Below are 24,872 nucleotides of genomic sequence, written 5' to 3' on the forward strand. Positions count from 1 at the left end.
GACACCGCAAATCCCCTGTGGGAGCGAGCCTGCTCGCGATAGCGATTTATCATTCAACGTTGATGTCGACTGATACTCCGCTATCGCGAGCAGGCTCGGTCCTACATTGGTTCTGCTGCAGCTCTTTGATTACGCAGGTTTCGCGAAATCTCGGCTACTTACCCTGCTCACGGGCATAAAACCTGTTGTCTTCTTGAAATTCATCGTATGCACGAAGTTCTTCATCGAATCTGATGGATCGATGCTCTGCATATTCAGTCTGAATAGCGTCTCACGCGAGATCGCTACGCTCAGGATTGGTTGTTCTTCCAGATGGCCGGTTGCAGAATTGAGCAATGTATCGATGGCTGTAACGATGACAAGATCGTCCGGCAGAATGCTCAACAACTCCTGTCCGACCCGCAAAACGCAGCTACACACGTAGTCCTGCAGCAGTTCATTGAATTTGCTGGTCGGCATTTTTTTAGCGGAAAGCTTGCCGCTCTGTAGTAGTGATTTTATTTCTTGAGGGATTACTTTTTCGCCGTGAACCGAGAGCGTGCATTCAAGAATGCCGTCGCCAGCGATAGAGACGACTATAGCGGTGCCGAGATGCGAAATATCAGTAAAAGGGTCTATCCGCTTGATGGCTTCAATTTTGGACGGGCCGTTACCATTCAGTATTCCTTGAGCAAGCTCGAACTCTTCTTTCCAATCGTTATTTTTTGATTCCCATTCTGTCAACTCTTGGTCCAGCTGCTGTTTGTCTTTGATTACTGCGGTTTGAACGGCCTCTGCCAACTTACGGCGCTTTTTGGTCTCCAGCTTCAACGAGCGAGCGATGAAGCCAGGTTTGTAGCTTGTTTCGTTCTTTCTGGCTTGGTTTTCTAAGGTGTTGAGCGCGACGGGTTTGAGTGGTGCAGGTCGTTGCACGAACTCGTTCCAATCGATGTCCTCTCCAGAGTCCTTATGCATCGATAACAGCAATTCGATGTGATTTTCATAGACTTCAACTTCGTAGGCTGCTTGCTCACGAGCCTCCATCTTTGCGTATTCTTTTTCCTGCACTTGAAGCTCACGTTGACGACGCTTCGAGTTACGCTCAGCCCGTCGAGCTGACGCTTGCATCGAGCGCAGAGTTCCTTTCCATGTCATCTCAGAGATCCTCTCATTCAAATTGCTTTTTGTTTTCGGGGGAGAGCGCCTGGCCGTCACTCAAACGACAGTATCTGTTGCTTTTCCTGGCGTCCATCGTGTGATGGCAGTTTCGCGTTTGAACAGTGAGTTGATGTGTTTAACGACGCCTCCGGTTTGATGATCGGTCCTACCGAATAATAGGGAATGTCTGTCTTGCCCCTCATCTGTGGCATCGATAACCTTTTGACTGTCGCTGCCAATTCAGCGACCGGGTCTGCAAGCCCGCCGACAGTTTGTTATGAGACCACCGGCGCACCTATAATCGCGTCGCTTTAATGAGCGACCATCGATTTATGGTAGCTGTGTGCGGGAGACCTTCGGGTCTGCCGGGGGTGGTCTCCTACTCGGTCTTGCAGACCCGCGCATAGCTGCCACCCATCATCTGCAAGTGATGCTGGCAGCTCCGACTTTCTCAGGAGATTCGCCATGATCAAAGTTACCCCCAATCCCCCCGAAGACTCTGCGCAATCAGCTACGAGCGCAGCTCACCTCATCCCCAAAACATTCATCCGTCATCACATCCAGCTGCGAGCCCTGTTGCTGCATGCAGAGGCTTGGTTCTGTGCTCGCGATATCGGGCGGCTGATGGGGGTGGAGCTAAACGGACGGCAAGCGCTCAAGCTTGATTTGGATCAGCGGCAAGTGATGCGACTGTCTGGAAACGATGGCTCGCAAGAGACACTGATGCTTAGCGAGTCCGGCGTGTACGCGATGCTGGTCTATCACTACTGCCCGGAAAACCGCCATTTACGACGTTGGCTGACCCACGACGTGGTGCCGATGTTGCGGGAGGAAGTCGGGTCCATTTCGAATCAAGCGCCGCATATGCGGGCGATGGAATGGGCGGGCGGAACGCTGCGACTGCTGCATTGGCGCAAAGAACCTTGGGTGCGCCTGCGGGATATGCCGGGCTTGTTGCCTGCAAGTTACTGCGGCGTCTGACAGATCGCTTCGCTGGCAAGTCGAATCGTCGCACCGCCGCTCCCACAGGAATCAGTTGACATCCGTGGGGGTGGGGTTGTGGACAGGCTCACCGGGCCATGGCCGATGCTGAAATGGCGGCCAACCTGACGTCGCACCTGGCCTTAAGCGCCATCGCGGGTTCTGAAAGCACTGCAAATCCCCTGTGGGAGTGAGCCTGCTCGCGATAGCGATTTATCATTCAACGTTGATGTCGACTGATACTCCGCTATCACGAGCAGGCTCGCTCCTACAGGGACTGCGCCGTTTTCAGACTTTGCTGTTGCCTTCCAATTGCCCCAGCGGCACGCGCTTCTCTATCGCGCTCGACAGCACAATCGAGGTCTTGCTGAACCCGAATTTGGCGATTCGGTTGATCAACTCCTCCAGCTCCGGCATCGAACCCACCGCAGCCTGCATGATCACGCACGGATCACCCGTGACCCGGTGGCATTCCGTCAGTTGTGGGATTTTGATCAGGTCGTCGTAGGCCTTCTGGTTGCCATGCTGGTTCAGGCGCAACTCGATCACGCACTGGATCGGCAGCCCAAGCTTGGCCATGTCGACTTTCGCCTGGTAACCGGTAATTACCCCGCTGGCTTCGAGTTTGGCCACGCGCTCGGCCACGGCCGGGGCGGACAGGTTGACCTTGCGCGCCAGGTCGGCGTAGGACGCACGGCCGTTTTCCAGCAGGGCGCTGAGCAGCATGCGGTCGTATTTATCCATTGTCGTATACCTGAAAAATGACTGACTTTCGAAAACACGGCTTATAGCGTCAATCTCCGTGTTTTGAAAAGTGTACCGGCGCTATAAACAGGTTTTGTAACTTATTTTAAGCCGCTGGCCTTTCTAGAATAGCCGTTCACATTGTCCTGTCATCGAGCTGCCCATGCCTGGCTTACGTCGTTTCCCCTTACCGTTGATCGCCGCCTTTTTCGCGTTGTACGTGATTTGGGGCTCGACTTACCTGGTGATCCGCATCGGCGTGGAGTACTGGCCGCCGTTGCTGCTCGCCGGCATCCGTTTCGTGATCGCCGGGAGTTTGATGTACGCCTTCCTGCGCTGGCGCGGGGCACCGGCCCCGACCTGGGCGCAGTGGAAAGCCGCCGGGATCATCGGGATTTTGCTGCTGACGTGCGGTAACGGCGCGGTCAGTGTGGCCGAACACACGGGTGTCGCTTCCGGTGTTGCGGCACTGGCGGTGGCGACGGTGCCGCTGTTTACCTTGCTCTGCGGCTATTTCTGGGGCGCGCGCAATACCCGTCTCGAATGGGCCGGCATTGTGCTCGGGCTGATCGGCATCGCCATGCTCAACCTCGGTTCAAACCTGCAATCGAGCCCGCTGGGTGCGGCGTTGCTGGTGTTCGCGGCCGCGTCCTGGGCGTTCGGCTCGGTCTGGAGCAAACAATTGCCATTGCCTCAGGGCGCCATGGCCAGTGCCGTGGAAATGCTGGTGGGCGGCGTGGCATTGCTGATCGGCAGCGCGCTGAGCGGCGAGCATCTGCAGGCGATGCCGCCGATCGAAGGCTGGGCAGCCCTGGCCTACCTGACCTTCTTCGGTTCGATCATCGCCTTCAACGCTTACATGTACCTGTTGAAAAACGTGCGGCCGGCGGCAGCGACCAGTTATGCCTACGTCAACCCGGCGGTCGCGGTGTTGCTGGGGATCGTATTTGCCGGCGAAACCATTGGCATCGAAGAAGCGCTGGCCATGTTGGTGATTATCAGTGCCGTGGTGTTGATCGGATTGCCGCAGTGGCGTCGGGCACCGGAACGACCTGCTGCTGTGGTGCAGACAGAATCGAGTGTGAATTAGGGTAAACTGCGCGCCATTGCATCTTGTTTTGCACACTTGTTTTGAAAAACCCGCGCTGAATTTTCCTACGGTAATCCCATGACTTTCGCCACCCTTGGCCTGATCGAACCCTTGCTGCGCTCTCTCGAGACGCTCGGCTACCAGACCCCGACGCCGGTTCAGGCGCAAGCCATCCCGGCGGTGCTGGCCGGTCGCGACCTGATGGCCGCCGCCCAGACCGGCACTGGCAAGACCGCCGGCTTCGCGCTGCCGCTCCTGCAATTGTTGGCCATGGAAGGGCCGAAAGTGGCGTCTAACTCGGTGCGCGCACTGATCCTGGTGCCGACCCGCGAACTGGCCGAACAGGTTCACGAAGCCGTGCGTCAGTACGCCGAGAACCTGCCGTTGAGCACTTATGCCGTGTACGGCGGCGTCAGTATCAACCCGCAAATGATGAAGCTGCGCAAGGGTGTTGACGTGCTGGTGGCGACGCCGGGTCGTTTGCTCGATCTGTATCGCCAGAAGGCCCTCAAGTTCAATCAGCTGCAAACCCTGATTCTGGATGAAGCCGATCGCATGCTTGATCTGGGTTTCTCCGAGGAGCTGGGGAATATCTACCGCGTGCTGCCCAAGCAACGTCAGACGCTGCTGTTCTCCGCGACGTTCTCCGACGCGATCCGCTTGCTGGCTGGACAAATGCTCAACGATCCGCTGAGCATCGAAGTTAGCCCGCGCAACGTCGCTGCCAGCACCGTCAAGCAGTGGGTCGTGGTGGTGGACAAGAAGCGCAAGCCTGAACTGTTCGTTCACTTGATGCGCAAGGGCAAGTGGAAGCAGGTGCTGGTGTTCGCCAAGACCCGCAATGGTGTGGACGCGCTGGTGGAAAAACTCCAGGGCCTGGGCATCAATGCCGACGGCATCCACGGCGACAAACCGCAGGCAACCCGTCAGCGTGCGCTGGACCGGTTCAAGGCCAGTGAAGTGCAGATTCTTGTGGCCACCGACGTTGCGGCCCGTGGTCTGGATATCGAAGATTTGCCATTGGTGGTCAACTTCGACCTGCCGATCGTGGCGGAGGACTACATCCACCGGATCGGTCGTACCGGTCGCGCGGGTGCAAGCGGGCAGGCCATTTCGCTGGTGTGTGCCGATGAAGTGAATCTGCTGTCGGCCATCGAGACGTTGACCCGTCAGACATTGCCACGGCAGATGGAACATGACTTCGAACCTGAGCACCGGGTGCCGGATACCGACGCCAGCGGTCAGGTCGTCAAGAAGCCGAAAAAACCGAAGAAGCCGAAAACCTCCGGTGGCGGTAAACGCAATCTGGGTAAGTGGGTCGAGAGTGGGGATGCTTCGGCGCCGGAGCCTTCGATCAAGCCTGTGCGCAAAGTGCCGGTGTTTAACACTGGGCCGCGTAAGAAGAAGCCTTAAAAAGCTTCGGCGTCTGTCAGGACGCCTTCGCGAGCAGGCTCGCTCCCACAGGGGATTTGTGAACGACACAGATCCAGTGTGGAAGTGAGCCTGCTCGCGATGGGCACGACTCGGTCTTCAAGCCTTGCGCTTCAGCCACTCCACCATCCCCAACCCCGCCGCACGCCCACTGGCGAAACACGCGGTCAGCAGATAGCCGCCGGTCGGCGCTTCCCAATCGAGCATTTCCCCCGCGCAGAACACCCCAGGCAATTGCTTGAGCATTAGCCGTTCATCCATCGACTCGAACATCACGCCTCCGGCGCTGCTGATGGCCTCGTCCAGTGGACGGGTTTTAACCAGCATCAGGGGCAACGCCTTGATCGCCCTGGCCAGCAACGCCGGATCAGCAAAGCTTTCGGCCGGTGTGAGTTCGCGTAGCAACGCCGCTTTCACCCCATCGATCCCGAGCTGGCTGTGCAGGTGTTTGGACATGGAGCGGGAGCCACGGGGTTTGCTCAGCGCCGCCTGAACTTTATCCACAGGCCGGCCCGGCAACAGGTCAAGATGAACGGTGGCGGAGCCGTGCTGATTGATGGCCTCGCGAATCGGTGCCGAGAGGGCGTAGATCAAGCTGCCTTCGATCCCGGTCGCGGTGATCACGCATTCGCCCAAGCGCGGCACGTCGTCATTGAGGCCGATGGCGATGTTCTTCAGCGGCGCGCCAGCAAATTTGCTGACCATCAACTCGCTCCAGGCTTGCACCTCGAAGCCGCAATTGCTCGGTTGCAACGGCATCAGTCCTACGCCTCGCTGCTCCAATGGCAGCATCCACGCGCCGTCCGAACCAAGGCGGGACCAGCTGCCTCCGCCGAGGGCCAGCAAGGTGGCGTCGGGCTTGATGATGGTTTCGCCATCGGGGCTGTCGATGCGTAACCCACCGTGGTCATCCCAGCCGAGCCAGCGGTGGCGGGTGTGGATAACGACGCCGGCCTCGCGCAGACGCTTGAGCCAGGCGCGCAACAGGGGGGCCGCTTTCATGTCGGTCGGAAACACCCGGCCGGAGCTGCCGACGAAGGTTTCGATGCCCAGGTCATGAATCCACTGGCACAACGCATCAGCGCCGAATGAGCGAAGCAGCGGGGCAATCTGCGGCGCGCGTTCGGCATAGCGCGAGAGAAACGCCGGGTAGGCTTCGGAATGGGTGATGTTCATGCCGCCGACACCGGCCAGCAGGAATTTTCGCCCCACCGACGGCATGCCGTCGTACAGGTCGACCTTGATCCCGGCCTGGCTCAGCACTTCGGCCGCCATCAGACCGGCGGGGCCGCCGCCGATGATGGCGACGTGAGAAGGGGAGGAGGTCGAGGGCTGGGTCATGGAGTGCGCTGCGGTTCGGCGGAATAAGCCGGGCATTCTATCAGCACAGATCCCTGTGGGAGTGAGCCTGCTCGCGATGGCCGTGGGTCAGTCAAAATCGATGTTGGATGTGATGGCCTCATCGCGAGCAGGCTCGCTCCTACATTGGTTCCGGGGTGTTCATAAAATAGTGATCAAAAAACAACCAGTGCTCTGCATGCTATATGAAGCATGGCCTGCAGACCCTTTCACTCAGGTTATCCACAGGCAGTTCCACAGGCATTGTGGGTAAAGACTCACACCTCAATGACACCCTGATGACTGCCAGACCCGTTGCGCGCTGTGATGCAGGATGCCGTGGCGGCGCGCCAGGGCCTGGCGGTCCTTGCTGTAGCCGCCGCCAATCACTCCTACCACCGGAATATCCCGCCCCAGGCAGTGGCGCATCACGCTTTCATCGCGAGCGGCCACGCCTTCGTCGGTCAGCTTCAGGTAACCGAGGGCGTCGTCCTTGTGCACGTCGACGCCGGCGTCATACAACACCAGATCCGGTTGGTAGAGCGGTAGCAAATAATTCAGCGCGTCATCCACCACCTTCAGGTAATCGGCATCGCCCATGCCTTTTGGCAGCGGGATGTCCCAGTCGCTTTCAGCCTTGCGTGCAGGAAAATTCTTTTCGCAGTGCAGGGAAACAGTCACCGCCTCCGGGGTGTTGTGCAGAATCCGTGCAGTCCCGTCGCCCTGGTGCACGTCGCAATCGAAGATCAGCACCCGATTCACACGGCCGCTTTCCAGCAGGAAATGGCTGATCACCGCCAGGTCATTGAAGATGCAGTAGCGCCGACTTCTATTAAAACGTAAATATTTAGGAGGGAAATATAATAAAAACAGAGGATTAGCGTACTTTTTTGCGAAAAGTAGGATTGTAGTCTAGGGTTTATTATAGTTTACCTTAGGAGTGTGTAAACAATGAACCCTTACAGAATCAAACTCGTGCGGTTCGACGGTGGTGAGCGCTTTCCAGTGCTTTGCCTTCAGCAAGACGGCATGCCCGTGCACAGCGCTAACCTTTGGGTACTGACAGAGTTACGAACGGCGAATTTGTCGACGAGCACACTCCAACAGGCGCTTCGGTCGTTGATGGTGCTGTTCATTGTTTTTGATGAACTAAAGATAGATTTGTCCGCCCGTTTGCGCGACGGCCAGTTTTTAACGGTTGGAGACATAGAAGCTATCGTTGGGGCGTGTAAATTACCAATTACAGCGGGCGACAGAAAAAAAATTGGAAATGGAAAGTTTGTATCGCCATGGTCTACCAGTGGCTTTAGTACGCCAAAAATTCATCCTGGTACTATTGCTATACGGCTTTTATACATTGCCCGTTACCTTGACTGGATTGCGACCGACCACTTACTAAAAACAGGCGCAGGAAACCCACATTTTTCAGGGGTGGAAAAACTCCGTGAACTGGTTTCTACAGCCATAAAGGCTCGCATTCCTTCAGTGCAGCGCTTATCCAATGTTACGCCTCGTGAGGGCCTAACTGAACAAATGGTATCGCTACTGCAACAGGTGGTTGCTCCAGAGTTTGAGCATAATCCGTGGTCTCATGAATTTGTTCGGCAGCGAAACTACTTAATGATTCGCTGGCTATTGTCCTTGGGAGTCAGGAGAGGTGAGTTGCTTGGTGTCAAAATCTCGGATATTAACTTTCAGACCAATGAAGTTTTAATTGCCAGGAGGGCAGACGATCCGGCGGATCCACGGTTGAGACAGCCGAATGCCAAAACAAGCGGTCGATTATTAGCGCTCGACGCAGAGTTGGTAGCGCTCACGCGAGCGTATGTAATGTCCATTCGTCGAAATGTTACAGGCTCGCGTAAGCATGAATATCTTTGGGTAGCCGGTGGCTCAGGAAAACCACTGAGTCTTGCGGCGCTAAATAAAGTATTTATCACTTTACGGCAACACTGTCCGGAACTACCAGAAAACATCTGCCCTCATCTCCTTCGCCATACCTGGAACGATATTTTTTCGGAAGCGATTGATAGAAGTGATGTGTCGCCGACCATGGAGCAAAAACTGCGGTCACGATTGATGGGGTGGTCCGAAACATCCGGAATGGCGATTGTGTATAACCAGCGTCATATCAAGAAAAAAGCCACCGCTGTGTCCTTGCAAATGCAAAAACAATTGCGTGTGGAGGCTCCTTCCGATGATTAAAAAACCAGGGGAAAACTACGTAATCGATGGAATTGATTTCTGTCCTTCACTTCCGTCGGTAATTCGTAGCAAAAGCGGTATCGCGTTTGATCCTAACCGGCCTGCTTGGTCGTACCGGGACGGTGTGTATTCGGTTTACATGGATTTTTCTGGGCTACATTTTTCTGCTGTGCTCATGGCTTCATTCCATCTTACGTTGATTTGGTTCGTTGAAAATAGGGCGCCAAGTACTGTGATGGGTCGCTTTGCGGCTTTAAAAGCATTTGCCTTGCGATTGCAAGAGGGGCGCGTTGAACCGTTGGAAACTATCTGCGGAAATGACGTATTGATACATTGCGATGCCAATGACTTTCAAACACGCGATCTCTTTGCGTTTTTACGCCGATGGCATGCCATGAGCTTGCCGGGTATTCAGGATGATGTGGTGTACGTCCTGGACAGGAAAAAGCTCCGGAAGCGAGAAACCGGAATCGCTGTATTGACGTGGGATCCCGAGTTGGGTCCATTTACTCCAATTGAGCAAGTGGGTATTCAAGATGCCCTGAATGAAGCTTACGGCGCAGGGCGTTTGAGTGAGGACATATACCTGCTGGCATGGTTGTTTATTGCGTTGGGTTCCCGCCCTGTTCAGTTGGCAGCCTTAAAGGTTTGTGATGTTGTGCGCTCGGTGGCTGCGGATGGAACAGAGTCTTTTCTTTTGCTTGTTCCGCGTGCGAAGCAACAAAACGCATTGCTCCGCCAGGAACTCAAGCCGCGAGCGCTGGTGAATCAAATTGGTCGACCGTTGTTTGATTATGCCCGACGCGTCAGTGAGCGCTTTATTGGAGCGTTTCCAGACCCCCAGCAGGCGCCCCTGTTTCCTTTACCCCGGCAGTCACAGTATTTGGCGGACGGGCCAGGATGGGCCAGATACCACCGTACCAGCGAGAATTTACGGAAATTGTTGGTGACCGCGTTGGACAAGCTATCCGTCCGCTCTGAGCGCACGGGGGAAATAGTTAACATCTGTGCCTTGCGCTTTCGGCGTACGTTAGGGACGAATCTTGCGCGTGAAGGGCACGGGGTTTTGGTCATTGCGGACTTGCTTGATCATTCGCGAACTGACTCTGCGGCTGTCTATGTAGCTGCGACACCAGAGCTTGCGATGCGGATTGAAAAGGCGACTGCGCTGTACATGGCGCCTCTGGCTCAAGCTTTTAAAGGTCAACTGATAGCTCATGAGGACAATGCCGTTCGTGGAGCAGACCGCTCCAGCCGAATTATCGATTTGCGTATCGATCAAAGCGCACGGCCAATGGGGTCATGTGGCAGCTTCAGTTTCTGCGGATTATTTGCCCCCGTGGCCTGTTACACCTGTCAGTGTTTTCAACCTTGGTTGGACGGGCCGCATGAGGCGGTCCTGGATTTCTTGCTAGCGGATGCTAAACGCTATCCGGACGGTCGTATCGCGGCGATCAACGATCGAACGCTGCTCGCAGTGGCAGAAGTGGTCCAATTATGTCGCAGCAGAAAGGAGCAGGCTCATGGACGATAGGGTAATCCTGTTTAAGCCCCGAGCAGAGCAGGCGGCTGAGGACAATCTCAGGGACTTCGTTACCCTCGCCAGAGAGTCTCTGACGGCTTTTGGCAGTGAGTTGGTCTTTGAGGCGGACAGTTGGGATGTCACCAATTTTGTTCGATTGAAACGACGTAATTCTTGTTCAAGCATGCGATTTCATGGATTCCCCAGTGGACGAGGGCAAAAGGATTCCTGTTGCTTGCCTCAGCCTTACAAAGACTTTGCCAAAGCCTACTGCCGTTATGATTATTCGTTGTGCGCGTATACAACCGTCAGTTCACGATTGGCCGCGCTCCGCTCCCTCGCTGTAGCTCTGGAAGAAACGGAGAGTTGTGTCACACCTATTAAGGCAAGTCTGGGGCATTTTAATCGTGCGTGCGCGATACTAAACGAACGCTACCAAGCCTCTGCCGCATTTTTTGCCGGGGCAGAACTCAAACGCATTTCGCAGTTCCTGGTGGAGCATCAACTCTGTACGCTGCCTCTTCAATGGCAAAATCCACTTCGGGCACCAGCGAACTTTGTGCGCAGTGTTGGCCCAGAGTTTGATGCGTCGCGCCGGGCCCGTCTGCCCTCGTCAGCTTCGTTAGAAGCGATTGCCGAAATTTTCAGAACCGCCGAGAAGCCAGGCGATATTTTTACCTCCAGTGTCTGTGCGTTGCTTGCGTCGGCGCCGAGCCGCATTAATGAGGTGATGTCCATTTCAAACCAGTGTGAAGTCGAGGAGTTCGATCCAAAAGCAAATCAACAACTGTATGGATTGCGCTGGCGGCCTTCAAAGGGTGGTAAGGCACAAGTCAAATGGGTGGTGCAATCCATGGCCAGTGTTGCCCGCGAGGCGGTGAGTAAGCTCAGGACCATTTCCACGCCAGCGCGGGAAGTGGCACGGTGGTATGAGCAGCACCCTGATGCGATGTATTTGCCAACGGAGCTGGAGGCGTTACGGGGGCGGTCGTTAATTAGTTCAGAACAGGTGGGCGCGATTGTTTTTCTCGCCCCACCCCCCAATGGCAATCAAACCGCGCAAGGGGCGGGGTGGTGCAGAAAGCAGGGGATTTTTGAACATATTCCATATGACCCACAGCAGAGACATGCTCCGAGGTTTTTGTTCGCGGACGTTGAGCGAGTAATCCTTTCGATGCTGCCAGCTAACTTCCCGCTGGCAGATCAGAAGAACAACCTGAAGTACAGTGAAGCGCTTTGCTTGACACGGCTGAATGAGCTAACCGAGTTGTGGGGAACGTACCGTGGGGTAATCGTCTTGCCAGACACCGCTTATACTCAGAAGCAACTAGGTAGTACTCGAACTTTTCTCAATATTTTCGAACGGTTCGGTTATCGTGAGTTAGATGGCAGTCCAATGAGTATCACGACGCATCAATTTCGCCATTTTTTAAATACCGTGGCACAGATGGGCGGATTATCGCAACTCGACATCGCCAAATGGAGCGGTCGCGCCAAACTCGGACAAAACAAGTGCTATGACCATCAGTCCGATAGGGATGTGTTGGCGCTCGCGAGGTCCGCTTTGGGTGACCCGGAAAAGTCGGCAGGTCATGTGGCAGGTATCCCTCCAAGTAGTTTGATCTCGCGGGATCAGTTTGCGACGCTGAAGATCATGACCGCCCATACAACGGATTTGGGGTATTGCCTGCACGATTTTTCCATGTTGCCTTGCCAACTCCATCGAGATTGCCCCAATTGTGATGAGCATGTATGCATCAAAGGTGATGTGGTCCGAGAGCAGGCTATACGCCAGTATCGTCAGGAAACCCAGGCCCTCCTCGCAAAAGCGTTAGAAGCGCTGGGCGAGGAGGAGTTTGGTGCCAACCGTTGGGTCGAGCACCAGACACTGACCCTTAAACGACTGGATGAACTGTGTGCCATTTTTGAGGACTCTTCCGTTGCCGCAAATGCAATTATCCAGCCGCGTGGGATCGTCCCAGCGTCAAGGCTGGAACAGTTGCTGACCCACCATAAAATATTGAACAAGCGTAATTTGCCGGGACCAGACACTGAAGATCCAGATGTGCCATGCATAGAGGCTGAGGACCTGTAATGTCTCGTTCGAGAAATCTAACCCCAGATGCTATAGAGCAGATCGTGTCGATCCTGGATGGTTGGTCTGGAAAACTGACGTGGGACCTGCTGATCTTAAGCGTCGCTCGCCGTTTACGAGGAACCTACACGCGCCAGACTCTGCATAAACATGAGCGGATTCGGCGTGCGTTCATACTGCGTAAGCAAACACTCTCAACCACAGTAGGAGTGAAGAAGGCCAGCAGTCCTGAATTACAAGTTGCAAACGAGCGAATTGCTCGTTTGGAAGCGGAGAATCAACGTCTGCGGATGGAGAATGATCGATTGCTCGAGCAGTTTGTACGCTGGGCTTATAACGCTTACATTCGGGGCTTGGATGAACAGTTTCTTTCCCGCCCTCTGCCCATCATCAATCGACAGCAGACACCCTAGGGTCTGTTGCCGTTTCATCTCAAGCCATTGATCTATAAGAGCAAACTCGTATCGTTAAAGCTCTCACACGACAGATTCTCACTCAAACCCGCGCATTGAAGATTAGTTGGGCTTTTGAAAGCTGCCACTGCACGGCTGGGAGTACAGGCCCAGCCGTGAGGAAACGCTCGACAATGCCGGGCGTTTGTTCTTCAGGTCCGTACTCAGAAGCGGTAGTTGGTGCTCAGCTCCAGCGTCCGTGGTGCGCCGGGTGTGATCAGATCCACCGAGCCATGCGCCGAAGCGTAATAGTCCTTGTCGAAGACATTGCGCAGACGCAGGGCCATGTCCCATTTCGGCTGGTTGTAGAGCAACGCTGCGTCCACGGTGGTGTAGGCCGGCATGACCACTTGGTTATCCAAGGCGGTGTAACGGTCATCGACATAGTTCGCCCCCATGCCTACACGCCACTCCTGTGTCAAAGAACGTACCAACCACAAATTGGCACTGTGGCGCGGGGTCAAGGTCGGAGTCTGGCCTTCGTTGGCGATACCGTTGGTACGGCTGTTGGACTTGGTGATCTCGGCATCCAGATAGGCGTAACCGGCATATACCTGCCATTTTTCGCTCAACTGCCCACTGGCGGTCAGTTCGAGACCATCAGTACGCTGCTCTCCCGCAAGCACCAGTTTGGTCGGGTTCGCCGGATCGGTGGTTTTCATGTTGGTGCGTTCCAGCCGGAACAGCGCCGCCGTCAACGCCAGGCGATTGTCGAGCAGGTCCCATTTGCCGCCGATCTCGAAGTTGGTGGTTTCCTCCGGCTCAAGGTCCTGGTTCGTCGTGCTCAGAGCGAACATTTCGGCAGAGGGCTGGTAGGAACGGCTCACCGAGACGTAATAGGACTGCACATGATCAGGCTGGTAGACCAGACCGACTCGCGGACTCCAGGTAGTGTCGGTGCGGGAGAGTTCCTTGTTCGTCAGGTCATCGGCGTATTCCTGGTCAAACACGTCATAACGCACTCCCAGCAGAGCTTTCCACTGCGGCGCCAGTTCGATCAGGTCCTGCACGTAGAACCCGGCAGTGTCCTGAGTATTGGTGCCCTTGGCGGTTTGCCGGTTGGCCTGGAACGGCACGTCGACCAAAGCATCGCGGTACACCGGCACCCTTGCCACGTTGGGTTGGCTGAACACGGACTGGTCCTTCACCTGGCGCCCCAGCTCCACACCATAGAGCAGGTTATGGTTCATCCCGGCGAGCACGGCGCGCTGCTTGAGTTCGGTCTGGTTGAACCAACCGTCTTCCTTGCGCTGCACGTTGCCGCGGTTGAGTTTTACCAGCAATTCGCCGTTGGCGGCGGTAACGAAACGCGTTGGACTGGAGTCCGCGAGCGTATTGTTGCGATCCAGGTCGTAGTGGTAGTAGCGGCTGGTGTTGCTCAGGGTGAAGTCGTCATTGATGCTGTAATCGACGCCGGCCGTGAACGAGAACACTTCGCTGCGGGTGTAATCGTCATCTGGATCAGCGGAACCGAAACGCTTATCGCGGTCCACATCGACTGGACGGTCGCCTCGTGCTGGGATACCGAAGTCGATCAGGCGCTTGTCATACAGATAGGTAGCGCCCAGGTTCAGTTCCAGATCGTCGGAGAGCTTGAAGTAGGCCGAAGGCGCGATGGCCTTGCGGTCGATGTAGCCGTCATCCCGGAAGGTGTCGCTGTTCTCCAGCGCCCCTGTCACACGAAAGGCTTTATCGCCCTGTTGCTGATCGGCCCAACCGGCATCGAACTGAGTGCGCTTTTTGCCCTCGCTGTCGACACTGACACCGACCTCCTGCTTGGGCGTGAAGTTGGGCTTCTTGCTGATGCTGTTGATCAGACCGCCCGAAGAGCCTCGGCCATAGAGCACTGCGGCCGGCCCCTTGATCACTTCCACCCGCTCGACGTTGGACAGATCACGGAAGTACAGCGCATCGTCACGAATGCCGTCGACGTACATGTCGCCAATGGCGCTGAAACCACGGATGGTGACTTGATCGCGCTGGCCATCGCCATTGGACAGGCCGATACCGGGGACATTCTTCAGCACGTCTTCCATCGACTGAGCCCCCTGATCCTTGATAACGCTCTGGGGAATTACGTTGACGGTTTGCGGGATATCTCGTAGAGGGGCATCGATCTTCAGCGCGCTCCTGCTCTCGGTCGACATGTAGCTCTGCTCGCTGTACTCACTGTTCACAGCGGTTGCCGGTAGGGTTAGAGCAGACTCCGTTTCTGCCTGTAAATCAGGTACAACCAGAACGCCCAGCAACGACAGAGAGACTGGGTAAATGCGCGATCGAGCCACCATGAACACCTTTTGTATGAATTATCGCGCAGATGATAACGGTTATCTTTTGTAAGTAAATACATATCATTCTGATTCAAGCCATTGGCACGACTCGGAACGACCGTCTCAACTTAATAGGTGGCCGACAGGAGCGCTCCCTCCAACTTGCTTGGTTGAAGGACTGCAATCATCCCATCTGGACGAGCCCTCTGAAAGACAGGACACCGTTTCCCCCCCCCCTTAACATAAGGGATAGGCAAACTGTAGTGGTCCGAAGAGTTTGAAGGACACATCGGACAAGCAGCCACAGATACGGGAAGGGCAGCACAGAGGCTGACAATAGCGTGGAATCAGCCCTCGATAAAAACCTTCAACGGCGGTTCGTGCATCAGGAAGTTCTGGTGCGAGATGTTCCAGGCATAGGCGCCCGCGAGAGTGAATACTAGCAGGTCACCAATCGTTAGCTGCGCCACTGGTTGTTGTCTGGCAAGGACGTCTTTTGGTGTACACAACTGGCCCACCAGCGTCACGGACTGATCACTGATTTGTGCCGGCTGCGAGCCTCGTAGTACCGTGAACGGATGATTGTGGCCTTGAGCCGCAGGCGTGCGAAAGTGATGGGTACCGCCACGTCCGATGGCAAAAAACTCGCCGTGACTGCTTTTGATGTCCAGCACCTGCATGACGTAGTAACCACAGGCAGCGCTGATGAAGCGGCCGATCTCGAAACGTATGCGGGTCGCGCCCATGTCGTATTCATTGATCAACCCCTGCAGGCCCTGACAAAACCGTGGCCAGTCGAATGACCTGGCCGCGTCCTGATAGTTGATGCCCATCCCTCCGCCGACATTCAGTAGCGGCAGTTGCAGGTCGTGGTCGGCGCACAGCTGGCGGAAGGTCAGGAAGTAGCTGCGAATCAATTCAAGGTGCGCGTCGACATCCAGCTGGTGCGACAACAGATGAAAATGCAGTCCCTTGAGCTCTAGGGACGGCTCTTCGCGCAGCAATTGCAGGGCGCTTGCAAGGCCTTCTTCATCCAGACCGAACGGCGTGGGTTTGCCACCCATGACCAATCGGCTCTGCGGTGTCTGGGCCAGCTTCAGATTCAGCCGCAGCATCACCGGAGCCCGCACACCGCGTTCGCGGGCGATGCGCGCCAGACTGCGCAGTTCGGTCACGCTCTCCACGTGAAACGCCGAAATCCGGTACTGCAGGGCGATATCCAGTTCGCGATCGAGTTTGCCAGGGCCACCAAAGATCAGCGGCTGGTCGGGGCACTGTTCATGCAGCCACGTCAGCTCGCCGCCGGAGGCCGCCTCGAATCCGTCTACCCACGGCGCCAGGGTTTTCAGCACCAGGGCTTCCGGGTTGGCCTTGGCGGCGTAGAACAATTCGCAGTTTTCGGGCAGTACCTGACGCATTGCCTTTACGTGCCGTTCAAGGGCAGGCAGGTCGTAGACGTAGGCGCACAATGGCGCGTCGTGTTCAGTCTTGAGCTGCTCGATGCGTTGGGTGACGGAGGCAGGAAGGCTCATGCGTGTTTCCTCTTTTCAGTCATCGTCAGCGGGCTGGGCAGTAACGTGTAATCGGCCTCGCGGTCGGCGCGCATCATCAGGCGCGTCATGAAATTTTCCTTGCTTGGGAAGGGCGCGCCGGCGCACAACTCACGCAGTTCTGTCGGATGGCCCAGACGCGTGGATTGCGCGTGCAGCAGGTCGCCGATTCGGTCCCACAATTGTTGTTCCAGCATGCCGCTGCCGTTGGCCAGATGGAAGATCGCTTCGCCGAGATTGTTCACCAGTGCGCAGTAGCCCACTCGTTGCCAGGCCTTTTGCGCGCTGTAGTACACCGAGCTGCGGGTGCGTTCATCCAGCGCACTCAGGCGTTCAGCGGGCCAGATTTCAGGGACCAGCTTGGTACCTTCCAGATCGCGAATCCAGACCTGACTGGGCAGGCCGTTTTCAGCGAAGCCGATGACCGTGTTCTGCAAATGCGGCTCCAGCGCCACGCCCTGACGGAATAGGCAATACAGCACACCGCCGAGCATCTGACCGGCATAGGCATCGAGCCAGTTCAACGTGGCTTGCTCAATGGTCAAGCCGGTGTTGTCGGCGTAGCGCTGTACCTGTGGGCGGCAGACACTGCGACCTTGTTGATCCCAGGTAAACAGCGCCATTGCCACTTGCGGCTGATAACGCTCGCGTTCGGCGACGGAAAGGTTTTCCCGGTAAACGATACCGAAACATTCGGTGACTTCGCGGGCCTCCTCCAGCGTACCCAGGGCGCTGAGGTCCAGGCTGGTGGCGCAGGGTTCGGGCATCAACATGAAGCCCGGTTGTTGCGTCGCCAACTCGCTCATGATGGGGCCGAGCAGGTGAGTGAGGGCGACGGCGCTGTCGAGTTCATACCAAGCGTTCTTGCGCACGCAGTTGGTCAGGCGCACGTGCATCGAGAACTTCATGAAGTAGGCCATCTGCGGATGGTAGAGCGTGCGCACAGACGACGTCGGGTACATGGCCTGACCCAGGGGGCCGAGGTAGGTGATCAAACCCTGTTGTTGCGCCCGTTGCACCAGCGGGTCAGCAAGCACGCGGGCGACTTCCCAAGGGTGGCACGGATAGGCGCCCTCACGCCCCGACAGTTGGCGTAGCGTGCTGCGCGGATCCTCGCCCTGATGACGAATCAGCGTCGGATCAACCTTGAACCAGTGCAACTGAAAGCGCGCCCCAACTTCCGGCGAGCAGGTCAGCAAATCGTCATGGGAGATGCCCTCGCGACTTTTCGGTGTCGGATGCAGGGCATGGCCCCACAGCTGATGTTGCTCGGACGCCAGCAGGCTGTCGGCTGCTTGGTTGGCCGGGCGTGAATGCCGCAGAAAGGTACGGGTGATCTGCAGGCTGTTACCGATCTGTTGCAGCATCTCGCCGACGCGGTCGGCTCCACTCAGCGGGGTACAGAGCAGGCGCGCCAGTTCGTGGGCGTCCAACGGTCGCCAGCTCTGGTTATTGCCTTTGAAGTAGGGGGCGCTGATGTAGTGGCAGCGGCCCAGAAGACTGGCGCGGTCGATGCGTACGATCAACCGGCCACTGGGCAGGCGAATGCTGATGCAACGACTGTTGGCTTGGCGCAGGCTCATCGGCAAATCCTGTGCTTGATCGTTCAGGTTCACTTCGTTGCGGGGCAATGCGTATTCGCGCAAATAGCAATTGAGCAGGCACTCGATGGCATGTCGTTGGGCTTCGCCATCGAGGGCATGGTCATGCTGGGATACGGTGTTCAGCGATGCGGTATTCAGAGCGAAAGTCATGCCGGAATCTCCCGGGAAGTCATCAATAGAGGGCGGGCGAGCACCATGGCCGCTATGGCCGCCAGGCACGCAACGAGAAAGGGGGACGCGATGCCGCAGGTCTGACTGACCAGAGCGGCAGTGACCCCGGCAGCAGTGCCGGCCCATTTGCCACTGGAGTCGAACCAGCCAAACAGGCGGCCGGCGCTGCCTTGGCGGCTGCGCTGGCTCAGACAGCGGTGCAGCCCGACAAAACTCAGCAACATGCCGGCCCCGCTGAGTAGACGCAGAGCGAACAGCGGCTCGGCCTGCACGCTCCAGAATTGCAACGCGTTACTGATTGCCAGCAGCGCCAGCCCCGGCAACAGCAGGTTGCCCTGATGCTTCTGAGCCCAGGGTAGGGCCAGCAGGTAAACCAGATGCGGCAGGCTGTAGAGCACGCCGATCAAGGCATCGTTGCCAATTTTCAGTTGTTCGCCGAAGGGCACGAAATAGGGAAAGGTGACGACCATCGCGAAGCTGAACAGAAACTGCACCGCCATCAGCCGCGGCATGTCTTCAGGCAGTTCGCCCAAGGCCACGGCTTTCTTGCTGCTCAAGGCATGTTTGGGGGCGTCCTTGGGCAGCGGCAGGACGAGCACAAACGCCAGCAGCGGTAACCAGGCCAGATAGCGATACAGGCTTAATCCCAAACCCTGTGAGGTCAGCAGCCCCAACAGGATTGGGCCACTGATCATCGCCAGACGTGCTGAATACTGCGTCCAGTTCAGGGCGCGGGACAGATCGCCTTCCTTGAACTGAGTCGACAGGTAGGCGTTGGACGCCGCCATCGCGCCGCCGAAGGTGCCCTGGATGATCAATGCCAGGACGAACACCGGCAGATTGGGGCTGAAGCCTGCCAGCAGGAAGCCCGCGAACAGTCCGGCATGCGCACGCAGCAACGACAAGCGACAACCGTTGCGATCGGCCCAGCGTCCCCAGATCGGCGCCGCCAGTGCGGTGCAGAGTGTCGGCAGTACGAACAGCACCCCGATGGCCCAGCCTGGTGTGTCAGGTGCGAGGTCGGCGAGGATGCGCGGCAAGTACAACGGAATACCCAGCGCCGTGAAAGCCGACAGGTAATGCCCCAGCAGAACGCTGGTGATCAGACTCCGTTGCATGGAGCATCCTCCAGCAGGAAGTTCGCCGCGCTGTAGCCATAGAACTTGTTGATGTCGCTGGCACCGGAATGCGCCTTGCTGAACAGGCTGCCGGCGCTGAGCAGGTATTTCACCGGCAGTTTCGGGCTGTCGAGCAGCCATTGACGCGCGTCGTCACAGTCGATGCCTTCTGCTTCGAGATGTTGCAGACAGGTCATGAGACGCTGACGCAGCGTGCCGTACAGACCGGATCGAGAGGCCAGGCCTGCGGTCGCTATCGCTTCCAGGATCGCAACAATATTCAGCTGCAAGGTGATGGTGCAGAACATCTCGGCCAACGGTTGGCTGCTGTCGACGCGAATGCGCTCGTCCTGCAAGACTGCCGGCAGATCAGCGAGATCCGGGCACGCATGGGTGAAGCGCTGAGGCCACAGGCGAGCGGCGTCGTTGTCCTTCATCAGCAGGCGCAATGGCTGACCTTGTTCGAACATCAAGACGGCGTTCTGCTGGTTGGCCTCCAGCGCGATGCCGTAATGCAGCCACAACCGCAGATGGACCTGCAGCAGCAGATCGAGATAATCGTCCAGCCAGTGTTGCAACGAACCTGCGTAGAAGCGCTCGGCCAACTGTTCGAGGAAAAGGCGTCCATCGGCAAGCGGACTGGCCAACGCGGCGACAGGTACGAGTGTGGTGTTCTCAAGACCCGTCGGGTAACGGCGCACGATATAGGCTAGGTGACGACTTTCGTCGGCATGACCACCGTGTTTTTCGTCAACGTGCAGATAACGTGACGCCAGTGCCGGATCGCGCTCGGTCAAGGCCTGCAGGGTGGTCTGGAACCAGTGACCGTCGTATAGGGTGCTGGGCTTGATCAGGCGCAAATTGCGCGCACCGAGCGTGCTGACTAACAACGGTAGTTTGATGTGCCACTGAGGTTGATTGATGCAGACCACCGTGCGCACGGACAGCGTAGGTTCGACCTGCATGGCCGAACGTGGAGCCTTGAGCGTTCCTTCAGGCAGGCCGTATTGCTCCAGTTCGCCCCATGTCAGCGGGTGTACTGGCAGTAATGAATGGCTGTTTTGCAAGGTCGGTGACAAGCCGACGTCCTCGAAGTCCGGCCAGTGCAGCGGCTGTGGGCTGGTCAGGGTCAGGGCGTTGTTGGGAATCGCCAGCCAGTTGAGTTCGAAGCGCGGCGCAAACTCCGGCGCGTAGCCTTTGAGCGCGGCGGCATCGAAGCCGCTTTTGGCCCGCGCCGTTGGATAAAACGGGTGATCCAGGTAGCTCGCCAGTTGATCGATCTTCAGCAGCCTCTGCGACCAGTCTTTCAGGGCAGTCACGTCGCTCAGCGCAGGGCCATGCTGGCGATACGCCTGATTGCACAGGGTCCGGTGTTCGGTCGCGCAATCCGCTTCTTTCAGGTACGCCGCGAACAGCGTCAGACTTTCTTCGTCCAGACCGTGGCTCAGGTGGCCCAGCCAGAGCCCGTAGCCGTGTTGAACCTCGCCGTGGCTTTGCGGCGACACTTTGATCCAGGCGTCGCCTGTACCGATCCAGTCCTGCAACGGATACGCCTTGACCACCGGCAGCCATAGTTCGTCGGCGCCCAGATGGGCGATTCGCAGCCAGCTTGCGTCGGGCTGATGCTGCAAGTGTTGACTCAGTTCTTCCGGCAGCCGACAAATCTGTCCTGTGCTGACGATCCCTCGGATGTCCTCGCGCAGGCAGCAATCGATGATGCGTCGAGTAATGAACGCCTGATCCGCGGCGTCCGGATACAGGCTCATGCCATCACCCATTTCAGGTCGTTCAGAGTCGAATTCAGTTGCGCTTCGAGGCTCACCTCATCCGGCGCGATCAGTCTCAGTACGCCGACGTAGTCCTTGTTGGAATGGCTGATGGTCACGGTGTCGCCGGTGTTGTGAAGTGCGCGGTAATCGCACCAATGGCCCTCACGTTCGACGTTGAAGCTGGCGCTGGCCTGATCCAGACGCCCCGAGCGGTCGACCACAAGGTAATGAACGGTTGCTTCGGCTTGCGCCGGTTGCGCGTCGATCAGGCTGTCTCCCAAATACAAAGCGACGATGCGGTCGAACCAACCCTGTGGCAGCAGCCGATCAAGCAGGAACTCGCGACCATCGCCGATGCTGCGATAGTTGATCTCAACCAGTACCGGGCCTTGGGCGGTCAGAATGAACTCGCTGTGGCAAACCCCGAAATTGACCCCGAACGCGGCCACTTGAGCCAGCGCGCCGGCGCGCTGCGCGCGGCTGAGTTGTCCATTCCAGCGTGCGGCGAGTTCTACGAAATGCGGCGGTGCTGAAAGGGTGACGTCGAAGCCACCGATGGCTTGCAGGTTGCGCCCGTCGCCCAGTGTCTCGAGGGTGAATAAAGGACCTTCCATGTACGCCTCCAGCAACAACGCCCGGTCCGGTTGCTGCTGCCAGAACTGTTTGCAGTAAACGGCCAGATCGGCGGCGTTGTGACACAGTCTGACGTCCAGGCTGGCGACGCCTTCACGAGGCTTGGCGACCACCGGCCATGGCGCATCGGTCGGCAGTTTGGAATTCGATGTAATCACCTGGAACCATGGGCCGGGCAAGCCGAGACGTTGCATGCGCTCGCGCATGGCCGCCTTGTTCTTTGCCGCATAGCACAGTCGCCAGTCCTTGCCGGGGCATTCGAATATCTCGGCCACCATTGCTGTCGCGGTCTGCAGGTGATCGCTGTTGGAGAACACTGCGGCGGGGCGCAAACCCTGGCTGTTGAGTGTCTCGACGACCGCTAGCGGATTGAACACATCACATTCGATAACGTGCAGCTCATCCGGCGAAATGTGCGAGGTGGCGAGCAGGCGCCGGTGTTCCTGAGCGTGGTCGGTGATCACCACGATCGGCAACCCGCGTTTGTGCGCGGCAGGCAGGAAACCCTCAAGAATGGCAGGGTGGGCGACGTGGGCAAGAATGACGAATGGGCGTTGCATGGCAGTTTCCTGGGGGCAGCAGTTGCCCGTCCCGGAGGATCGGGCACTGGTTTACAAGTGCGCAAGTGCGCGGTTTAGAAGCGGTAGTTGACGCCTAGGGTGAGCGAGCGCTCTGGCGCGGGTTGACGACCCCACGGGCTGGTGTCGATACCGCGGAAGTAGTATTCGCGGTTGAACAGGTTGCTGATGCCCGCGGACGCGGTCAGGACGCTTTTGTCTGCCAGCTCGAACTCACGCTCAATGGCGGTGTTCCAGACCCAGTAAGCTGGCAGTTTGCCCACACTGGCTGTGGCATCTTCATCGCTGGAGTTGGCGGCATCGGTGTAAGCGCTGCTGACATACAGGCCGTCAAGGTTGTAGGTCCAGTGCTCGGCAAAACGGTAACGACCGTCAACCGTGAACTGATTGCGCGAGGAGTACGGCACTTCGTTGCCCTTGAATGTGCCGTTGCGTTGCTTGGCATCGAGGTACGCATAGCTGGCGTGCAGGTCCAGATCAGGTAGAGCTTGCGGCGTCCAGAAAATCTCGCTCTCGAAACCTTGGTGACGTGTGCTGCCAAGGTTATTGAAGCGGTCAGTCGTGGCGTTGTAGCTGATTTGGTCGTCGAAATCGATGCGGTACAAGTTGAAGTCGACGCGCATGCCGTCCCATGGCGTATAGCGCACGCCGGTGTCGTAGTTCCACGCCAGTTCGGCGCCGACATCGCCTTCCTTGACGATCTGCGTGACTTGCGGTGGACGCAGGGACTTCTGGGCGTTGGCGTAGACAAACCAGGCGTCGGTCGCCTGGTAACCCACCGTCAGGCCCGGCAGCCATTCTTCGGATTTGTTCTCGCGCGAGAACCCGGTGATGCCGTCTGCGTAATCCATGCGGGCGTTTTCGTAGCGCACGCCGGGGGTGATGGTCAGGCGATGATCGAGCAGACTGATGGCGTTGCTGAGGTAGAACGCGCGGGCGTCGTCATCGAACTTCCAGTCCCGGAACGGCGTCGTCACGCCGGTAGCGACGCGCTGGCGGTTGACCTTGTAGTCGATGTCTTCGCTGACATAACGGGCGCCCAGCAACCAGGTCTGGCCAACCGTGTCGCCATCGATGGTGGCACTGATGCGCGGCTCCGTGCCCCAGACTTTAAAGTCGCGTGGGCCGTCCTGTTTGGTCACCGCCGTACCGTCCGGAGTGAACGGCAGGCCGACTACGAAGTTGCGGTAGCTGTCGTGGGCGAAGTTGGTCCAGCTGTATTCTACTGAGTCGAACGGCCCCATGGCGCCCAGGCGCTGGGTGTAGGTGCCCCACACGCGATTGGTGTCGCCCTCGAAGCGGTCCAGCGGACGCGTCGATTGCCGTGGATCATCCTTGTAATCCTGCACGCTGAGTGCTCCGGCCAGGTCCATATCGGCCTTGTAGTGCTGGATACCGAAGCTCAGATCGCGATCGTCGTCGATGTTCCACTGGCCGCGCAGACGGTAGTTCTGCACATCGGTCTCGGAGTGCTCGCGCCCGTATTCGCCACCCAGGGTATTGAGGTCCAGTTGCAGGCCGAAGTTGTCGGTCAGGTAGCCGCCGGTGCCCACATAGTTGTCCCACAACTGGCGCCCGCCAGCATTGAACGTCAACTTCTCCTGCAGAGTGGTTTCCCACTCGCGCGGAATCGGCTTGCTGATGAAGTTGATCACCCCGCCAACGTTGTTCGGACCGTATTGCACCGCTGCGCCCCCACGCACGACATCAATACGGTCTACAGTGGCCATGGTCACTGGAAACAGCGACAGACCCGTCTGGCCGTACGGCGCCAGTGCTAGTGGAATGCCATCCGACAACGCTTGAATCCGGCCGCTACGACTCTCGTACAGCCCGCGTACCGATATCTGTGGCAAGGCGCCGGTGCCGGTTTCGTCAAAGATCTTGATGCCCGGTACCCGTTGCAGCGCGTCGTCCACACCGCGGACGCTGGCTTTTTTCAGTTCGCTGGAGTCGACAACGCTGCGACTGCCGGCATAGGTACGCACCTCCTGATCGCTGGCCGTCCCGAGAACGTCACCCTGAATCATCATGGGTGCCAGTTCCATGTTACTGGCAGGTCTGGTGGACAAATCGACGGGTTGATCGGCGGCCACGGCACCGTGACAGATGCCCAAAGTGATAAGACTGAGTGAAAAATGTAGGGAGTTTGTTGTTGTTTTCATGTGGACTACGTTGGCTTAT

At 57.4% G+C, this 24,872-nt stretch carries 17 protein-coding genes and 1 pseudogene; 7 read left to right on the forward strand and 11 right to left on the reverse strand.

Annotation, left to right across the window (positions count from 1 at the left end; translation table 11 throughout):
* Positions 1-129 precede the first annotated feature (129 nt).
* Complete coding sequence (locus tag BLU63_RS14675) at positions 130-1,134, reverse strand: hypothetical protein (RefSeq protein WP_083375698.1); 1,005 nt, start codon at positions 1,132-1,134, stop codon at positions 130-132.
* Between the two features lie 468 nt (positions 1,135-1,602).
* On the opposite strand from BLU63_RS14675, the gene BLU63_RS14680 reads away from it, so the two are divergent.
* Positions 1,603-2,118, forward strand: a complete 516-nt coding sequence (locus BLU63_RS14680; protein ID WP_083375699.1) for a BRO-N domain-containing protein — start codon at positions 1,603-1,605, stop codon at positions 2,116-2,118.
* Positions 2,119-2,406: 288 nt separating this feature from the next.
* Here the strand turns inward: BLU63_RS14680 and BLU63_RS14685 are convergent, their stop codons facing one another.
* On the reverse strand, positions 2,407-2,862 hold the full coding sequence (locus BLU63_RS14685) for an Lrp/AsnC family transcriptional regulator (protein ID WP_010467415.1): 456 nt from the start codon (positions 2,860-2,862) through the stop codon (positions 2,407-2,409).
* Between the two features lie 163 nt (positions 2,863-3,025).
* Here BLU63_RS14685 and yedA point away from each other — a divergent pair, with 163 nt between their 5' ends.
* Complete coding sequence (yedA, locus tag BLU63_RS14690) at positions 3,026-3,952, forward strand: drug/metabolite exporter YedA (protein ID WP_083375700.1); 927 nt, start codon at positions 3,026-3,028, stop codon at positions 3,950-3,952.
* 78 nt (positions 3,953-4,030) lie between these two features.
* Positions 4,031-5,365 (forward strand): DEAD/DEAH box helicase, encoded by a 1,335-nt coding sequence (locus BLU63_RS14695; RefSeq protein ID WP_077749917.1) that lies wholly within the window; start codon positions 4,031-4,033, stop codon positions 5,363-5,365.
* Positions 5,366-5,482: 117 nt separating this feature from the next.
* On the opposite strand, the gene BLU63_RS14700 is transcribed toward BLU63_RS14695, so the two are convergent.
* Together BLU63_RS14700 and BLU63_RS14705 are read right to left on the reverse strand one after the other, a co-directional pair.
* Positions 5,483-6,724, reverse strand: a complete 1,242-nt coding sequence (locus tag BLU63_RS14700) for a TIGR03862 family flavoprotein (RefSeq protein WP_174604227.1) — start codon at positions 6,722-6,724, stop codon at positions 5,483-5,485.
* 282 nt (positions 6,725-7,006) lie between these two features.
* Positions 7,007-7,540 (reverse strand): annotated as a pseudogene (locus BLU63_RS14705) (histone deacetylase family protein); the annotation flags it as partial.
* Between the two features lie 132 nt (positions 7,541-7,672).
* On the opposite strand from BLU63_RS14705, the gene BLU63_RS14710 reads away from it, so the two are divergent.
* Genes BLU63_RS14710 through BLU63_RS14725 form a run of 4 tightly spaced genes read left to right on the forward strand, consistent with a single transcriptional unit; the run spans position 7,673 to position 12,956 of the window.
* Positions 7,673-8,926, forward strand: a complete 1,254-nt coding sequence (locus BLU63_RS14710; protein WP_050593414.1) for a tyrosine-type recombinase/integrase — start codon at positions 7,673-7,675, stop codon at positions 8,924-8,926.
* Positions 8,919-10,460: a site-specific integrase gene (locus BLU63_RS14715; protein ID WP_143513825.1), complete on the forward strand. Its 1,542-nt coding sequence runs from the start codon at positions 8,919-8,921 to the stop codon at positions 10,458-10,460. The genes BLU63_RS14710 and BLU63_RS14715 overlap by 8 nt, the downstream gene beginning before the upstream one ends.
* Complete coding sequence (locus tag BLU63_RS14720; RefSeq protein ID WP_050593416.1) at positions 10,450-12,543, forward strand: hypothetical protein; 2,094 nt, start codon at positions 10,450-10,452, stop codon at positions 12,541-12,543. The genes BLU63_RS14715 and BLU63_RS14720 overlap by 11 nt, the downstream gene beginning before the upstream one ends.
* Positions 12,543-12,956, forward strand: coding sequence for a hypothetical protein (locus tag BLU63_RS14725; RefSeq protein ID WP_082422834.1), 414 nt, complete (start codon positions 12,543-12,545; stop codon positions 12,954-12,956). Before BLU63_RS14720 ends, BLU63_RS14725 begins: the two co-directional genes overlap by 1 nt.
* A gap of 203 nt (positions 12,957-13,159) precedes the next feature.
* On the opposite strand, the gene BLU63_RS14730 is transcribed toward BLU63_RS14725, so the two are convergent.
* From BLU63_RS14730 to BLU63_RS14760, 7 genes are all read right to left on the reverse strand, one after another.
* Entirely contained in the window at positions 13,160-15,283 is a 2,124-nt protein-coding gene (locus BLU63_RS14730; RefSeq protein ID WP_032861799.1) for a TonB-dependent receptor, read from the reverse strand.
* Between the two features lie 329 nt (positions 15,284-15,612).
* The gene (locus tag BLU63_RS14735) at positions 15,613-16,797 is read right to left on the reverse strand and encodes a type III PLP-dependent enzyme (protein WP_032861800.1); all 1,185 of its coding nucleotides are present in this window, start codon (positions 16,795-16,797) and stop codon (positions 15,613-15,615) included.
* Positions 16,794-18,569, reverse strand: a complete 1,776-nt coding sequence (locus BLU63_RS14740; RefSeq protein ID WP_050593417.1) for an IucA/IucC family protein — start codon at positions 18,567-18,569, stop codon at positions 16,794-16,796. The genes BLU63_RS14735 and BLU63_RS14740 overlap by 4 nt, the downstream gene beginning before the upstream one ends.
* Positions 18,566-19,708 (reverse strand): MFS transporter, encoded by a 1,143-nt coding sequence (locus tag BLU63_RS14745; RefSeq protein WP_032861801.1) that lies wholly within the window; start codon positions 19,706-19,708, stop codon positions 18,566-18,568. The genes BLU63_RS14740 and BLU63_RS14745 overlap by 4 nt, the downstream gene beginning before the upstream one ends.
* Complete coding sequence (locus BLU63_RS14750; protein ID WP_032861967.1) at positions 19,693-21,474, reverse strand: IucA/IucC family protein; 1,782 nt, start codon at positions 21,472-21,474, stop codon at positions 19,693-19,695. Before BLU63_RS14750 ends, BLU63_RS14745 begins: the two co-directional genes overlap by 16 nt.
* Positions 21,471-22,670, reverse strand: coding sequence for an ATP-grasp domain-containing protein (locus BLU63_RS14755; RefSeq protein WP_032861802.1), 1,200 nt, complete (start codon positions 22,668-22,670; stop codon positions 21,471-21,473). The genes BLU63_RS14750 and BLU63_RS14755 overlap by 4 nt, the downstream gene beginning before the upstream one ends.
* Before the next feature lie 74 nt (positions 22,671-22,744).
* Positions 22,745-24,853 carry a TonB-dependent receptor family protein gene (locus BLU63_RS14760; protein ID WP_032861803.1) on the reverse strand — a complete coding sequence of 703 codons (2,109 nt, stop codon included), beginning with the start codon at positions 24,851-24,853 and terminating at the stop codon, positions 22,745-22,747.
* Positions 24,854-24,872: the final 19 nt, after the last annotated feature.

Origin of the sequence: Pseudomonas mandelii (genome assembly GCF_900106065.1) — a bacterium.
In the GTDB taxonomy this organism is placed as follows: Bacteria; Pseudomonadota; Gammaproteobacteria; order Pseudomonadales; family Pseudomonadaceae; genus Aquipseudomonas; species Aquipseudomonas mandelii.

Bases quoted from the DNA above. Each gene is read 5' to 3' on its own strand.
- BLU63_RS14715 (WP_143513825.1), top strand. From the start codon at position 8,919: ATGATTAAAAAACCAGGGGAAAACTACGTAATCGATGGAATTGATTTC.
- BLU63_RS14710 (WP_050593414.1), top strand. From the start codon at position 7,673: ATGAACCCTTACAGAATCAAACTCGTGCGGTTCGACGGTGGTGAGCGC.
- BLU63_RS14695 (WP_077749917.1), top strand. From the start codon at position 4,031: ATGACTTTCGCCACCCTTGGCCTGATCGAACCCTTGCTGCGCTCTCTC.
- BLU63_RS14750 (WP_032861967.1), bottom strand. From the start codon at position 21,474: ATGAGCCTGTATCCGGACGCCGCGGATCAGGCGTTCATTACTCGACGC.
- BLU63_RS14700 (WP_174604227.1), bottom strand. From the start codon at position 6,724: ATGACCCAGCCCTCGACCTCCTCCCCTTCTCACGTCGCCATCATCGGC.
- yedA (WP_083375700.1), top strand. From the start codon at position 3,026: ATGCCTGGCTTACGTCGTTTCCCCTTACCGTTGATCGCCGCCTTTTTC.
- BLU63_RS14745 (WP_032861801.1), bottom strand. From the start codon at position 19,708: ATGCAACGGAGTCTGATCACCAGCGTTCTGCTGGGGCATTACCTGTCG.
- BLU63_RS14760 (WP_032861803.1), bottom strand. From the start codon at position 24,853: ATGAAAACAACAACAAACTCCCTACATTTTTCACTCAGTCTTATCACT.
- BLU63_RS14680 (WP_083375699.1), top strand. From the start codon at position 1,603: ATGATCAAAGTTACCCCCAATCCCCCCGAAGACTCTGCGCAATCAGCT.
- BLU63_RS14755 (WP_032861802.1), bottom strand. From the start codon at position 22,670: ATGCAACGCCCATTCGTCATTCTTGCCCACGTCGCCCACCCTGCCATT.
- BLU63_RS14685 (WP_010467415.1), bottom strand. From the start codon at position 2,862: ATGGATAAATACGACCGCATGCTGCTCAGCGCCCTGCTGGAAAACGGC.
- BLU63_RS14725 (WP_082422834.1), top strand. From the start codon at position 12,543: ATGTCTCGTTCGAGAAATCTAACCCCAGATGCTATAGAGCAGATCGTG.
- BLU63_RS14730 (WP_032861799.1), bottom strand. From the start codon at position 15,283: ATGGTGGCTCGATCGCGCATTTACCCAGTCTCTCTGTCGTTGCTGGGC.
- BLU63_RS14720 (WP_050593416.1), top strand. From the start codon at position 10,450: ATGGACGATAGGGTAATCCTGTTTAAGCCCCGAGCAGAGCAGGCGGCT.
- BLU63_RS14675 (WP_083375698.1), bottom strand. From the start codon at position 1,134: ATGACATGGAAAGGAACTCTGCGCTCGATGCAAGCGTCAGCTCGACGG.
- BLU63_RS14740 (WP_050593417.1), bottom strand. From the start codon at position 18,569: ATGACTTTCGCTCTGAATACCGCATCGCTGAACACCGTATCCCAGCAT.
- BLU63_RS14735 (WP_032861800.1), bottom strand. From the start codon at position 16,797: ATGAGCCTTCCTGCCTCCGTCACCCAACGCATCGAGCAGCTCAAGACT.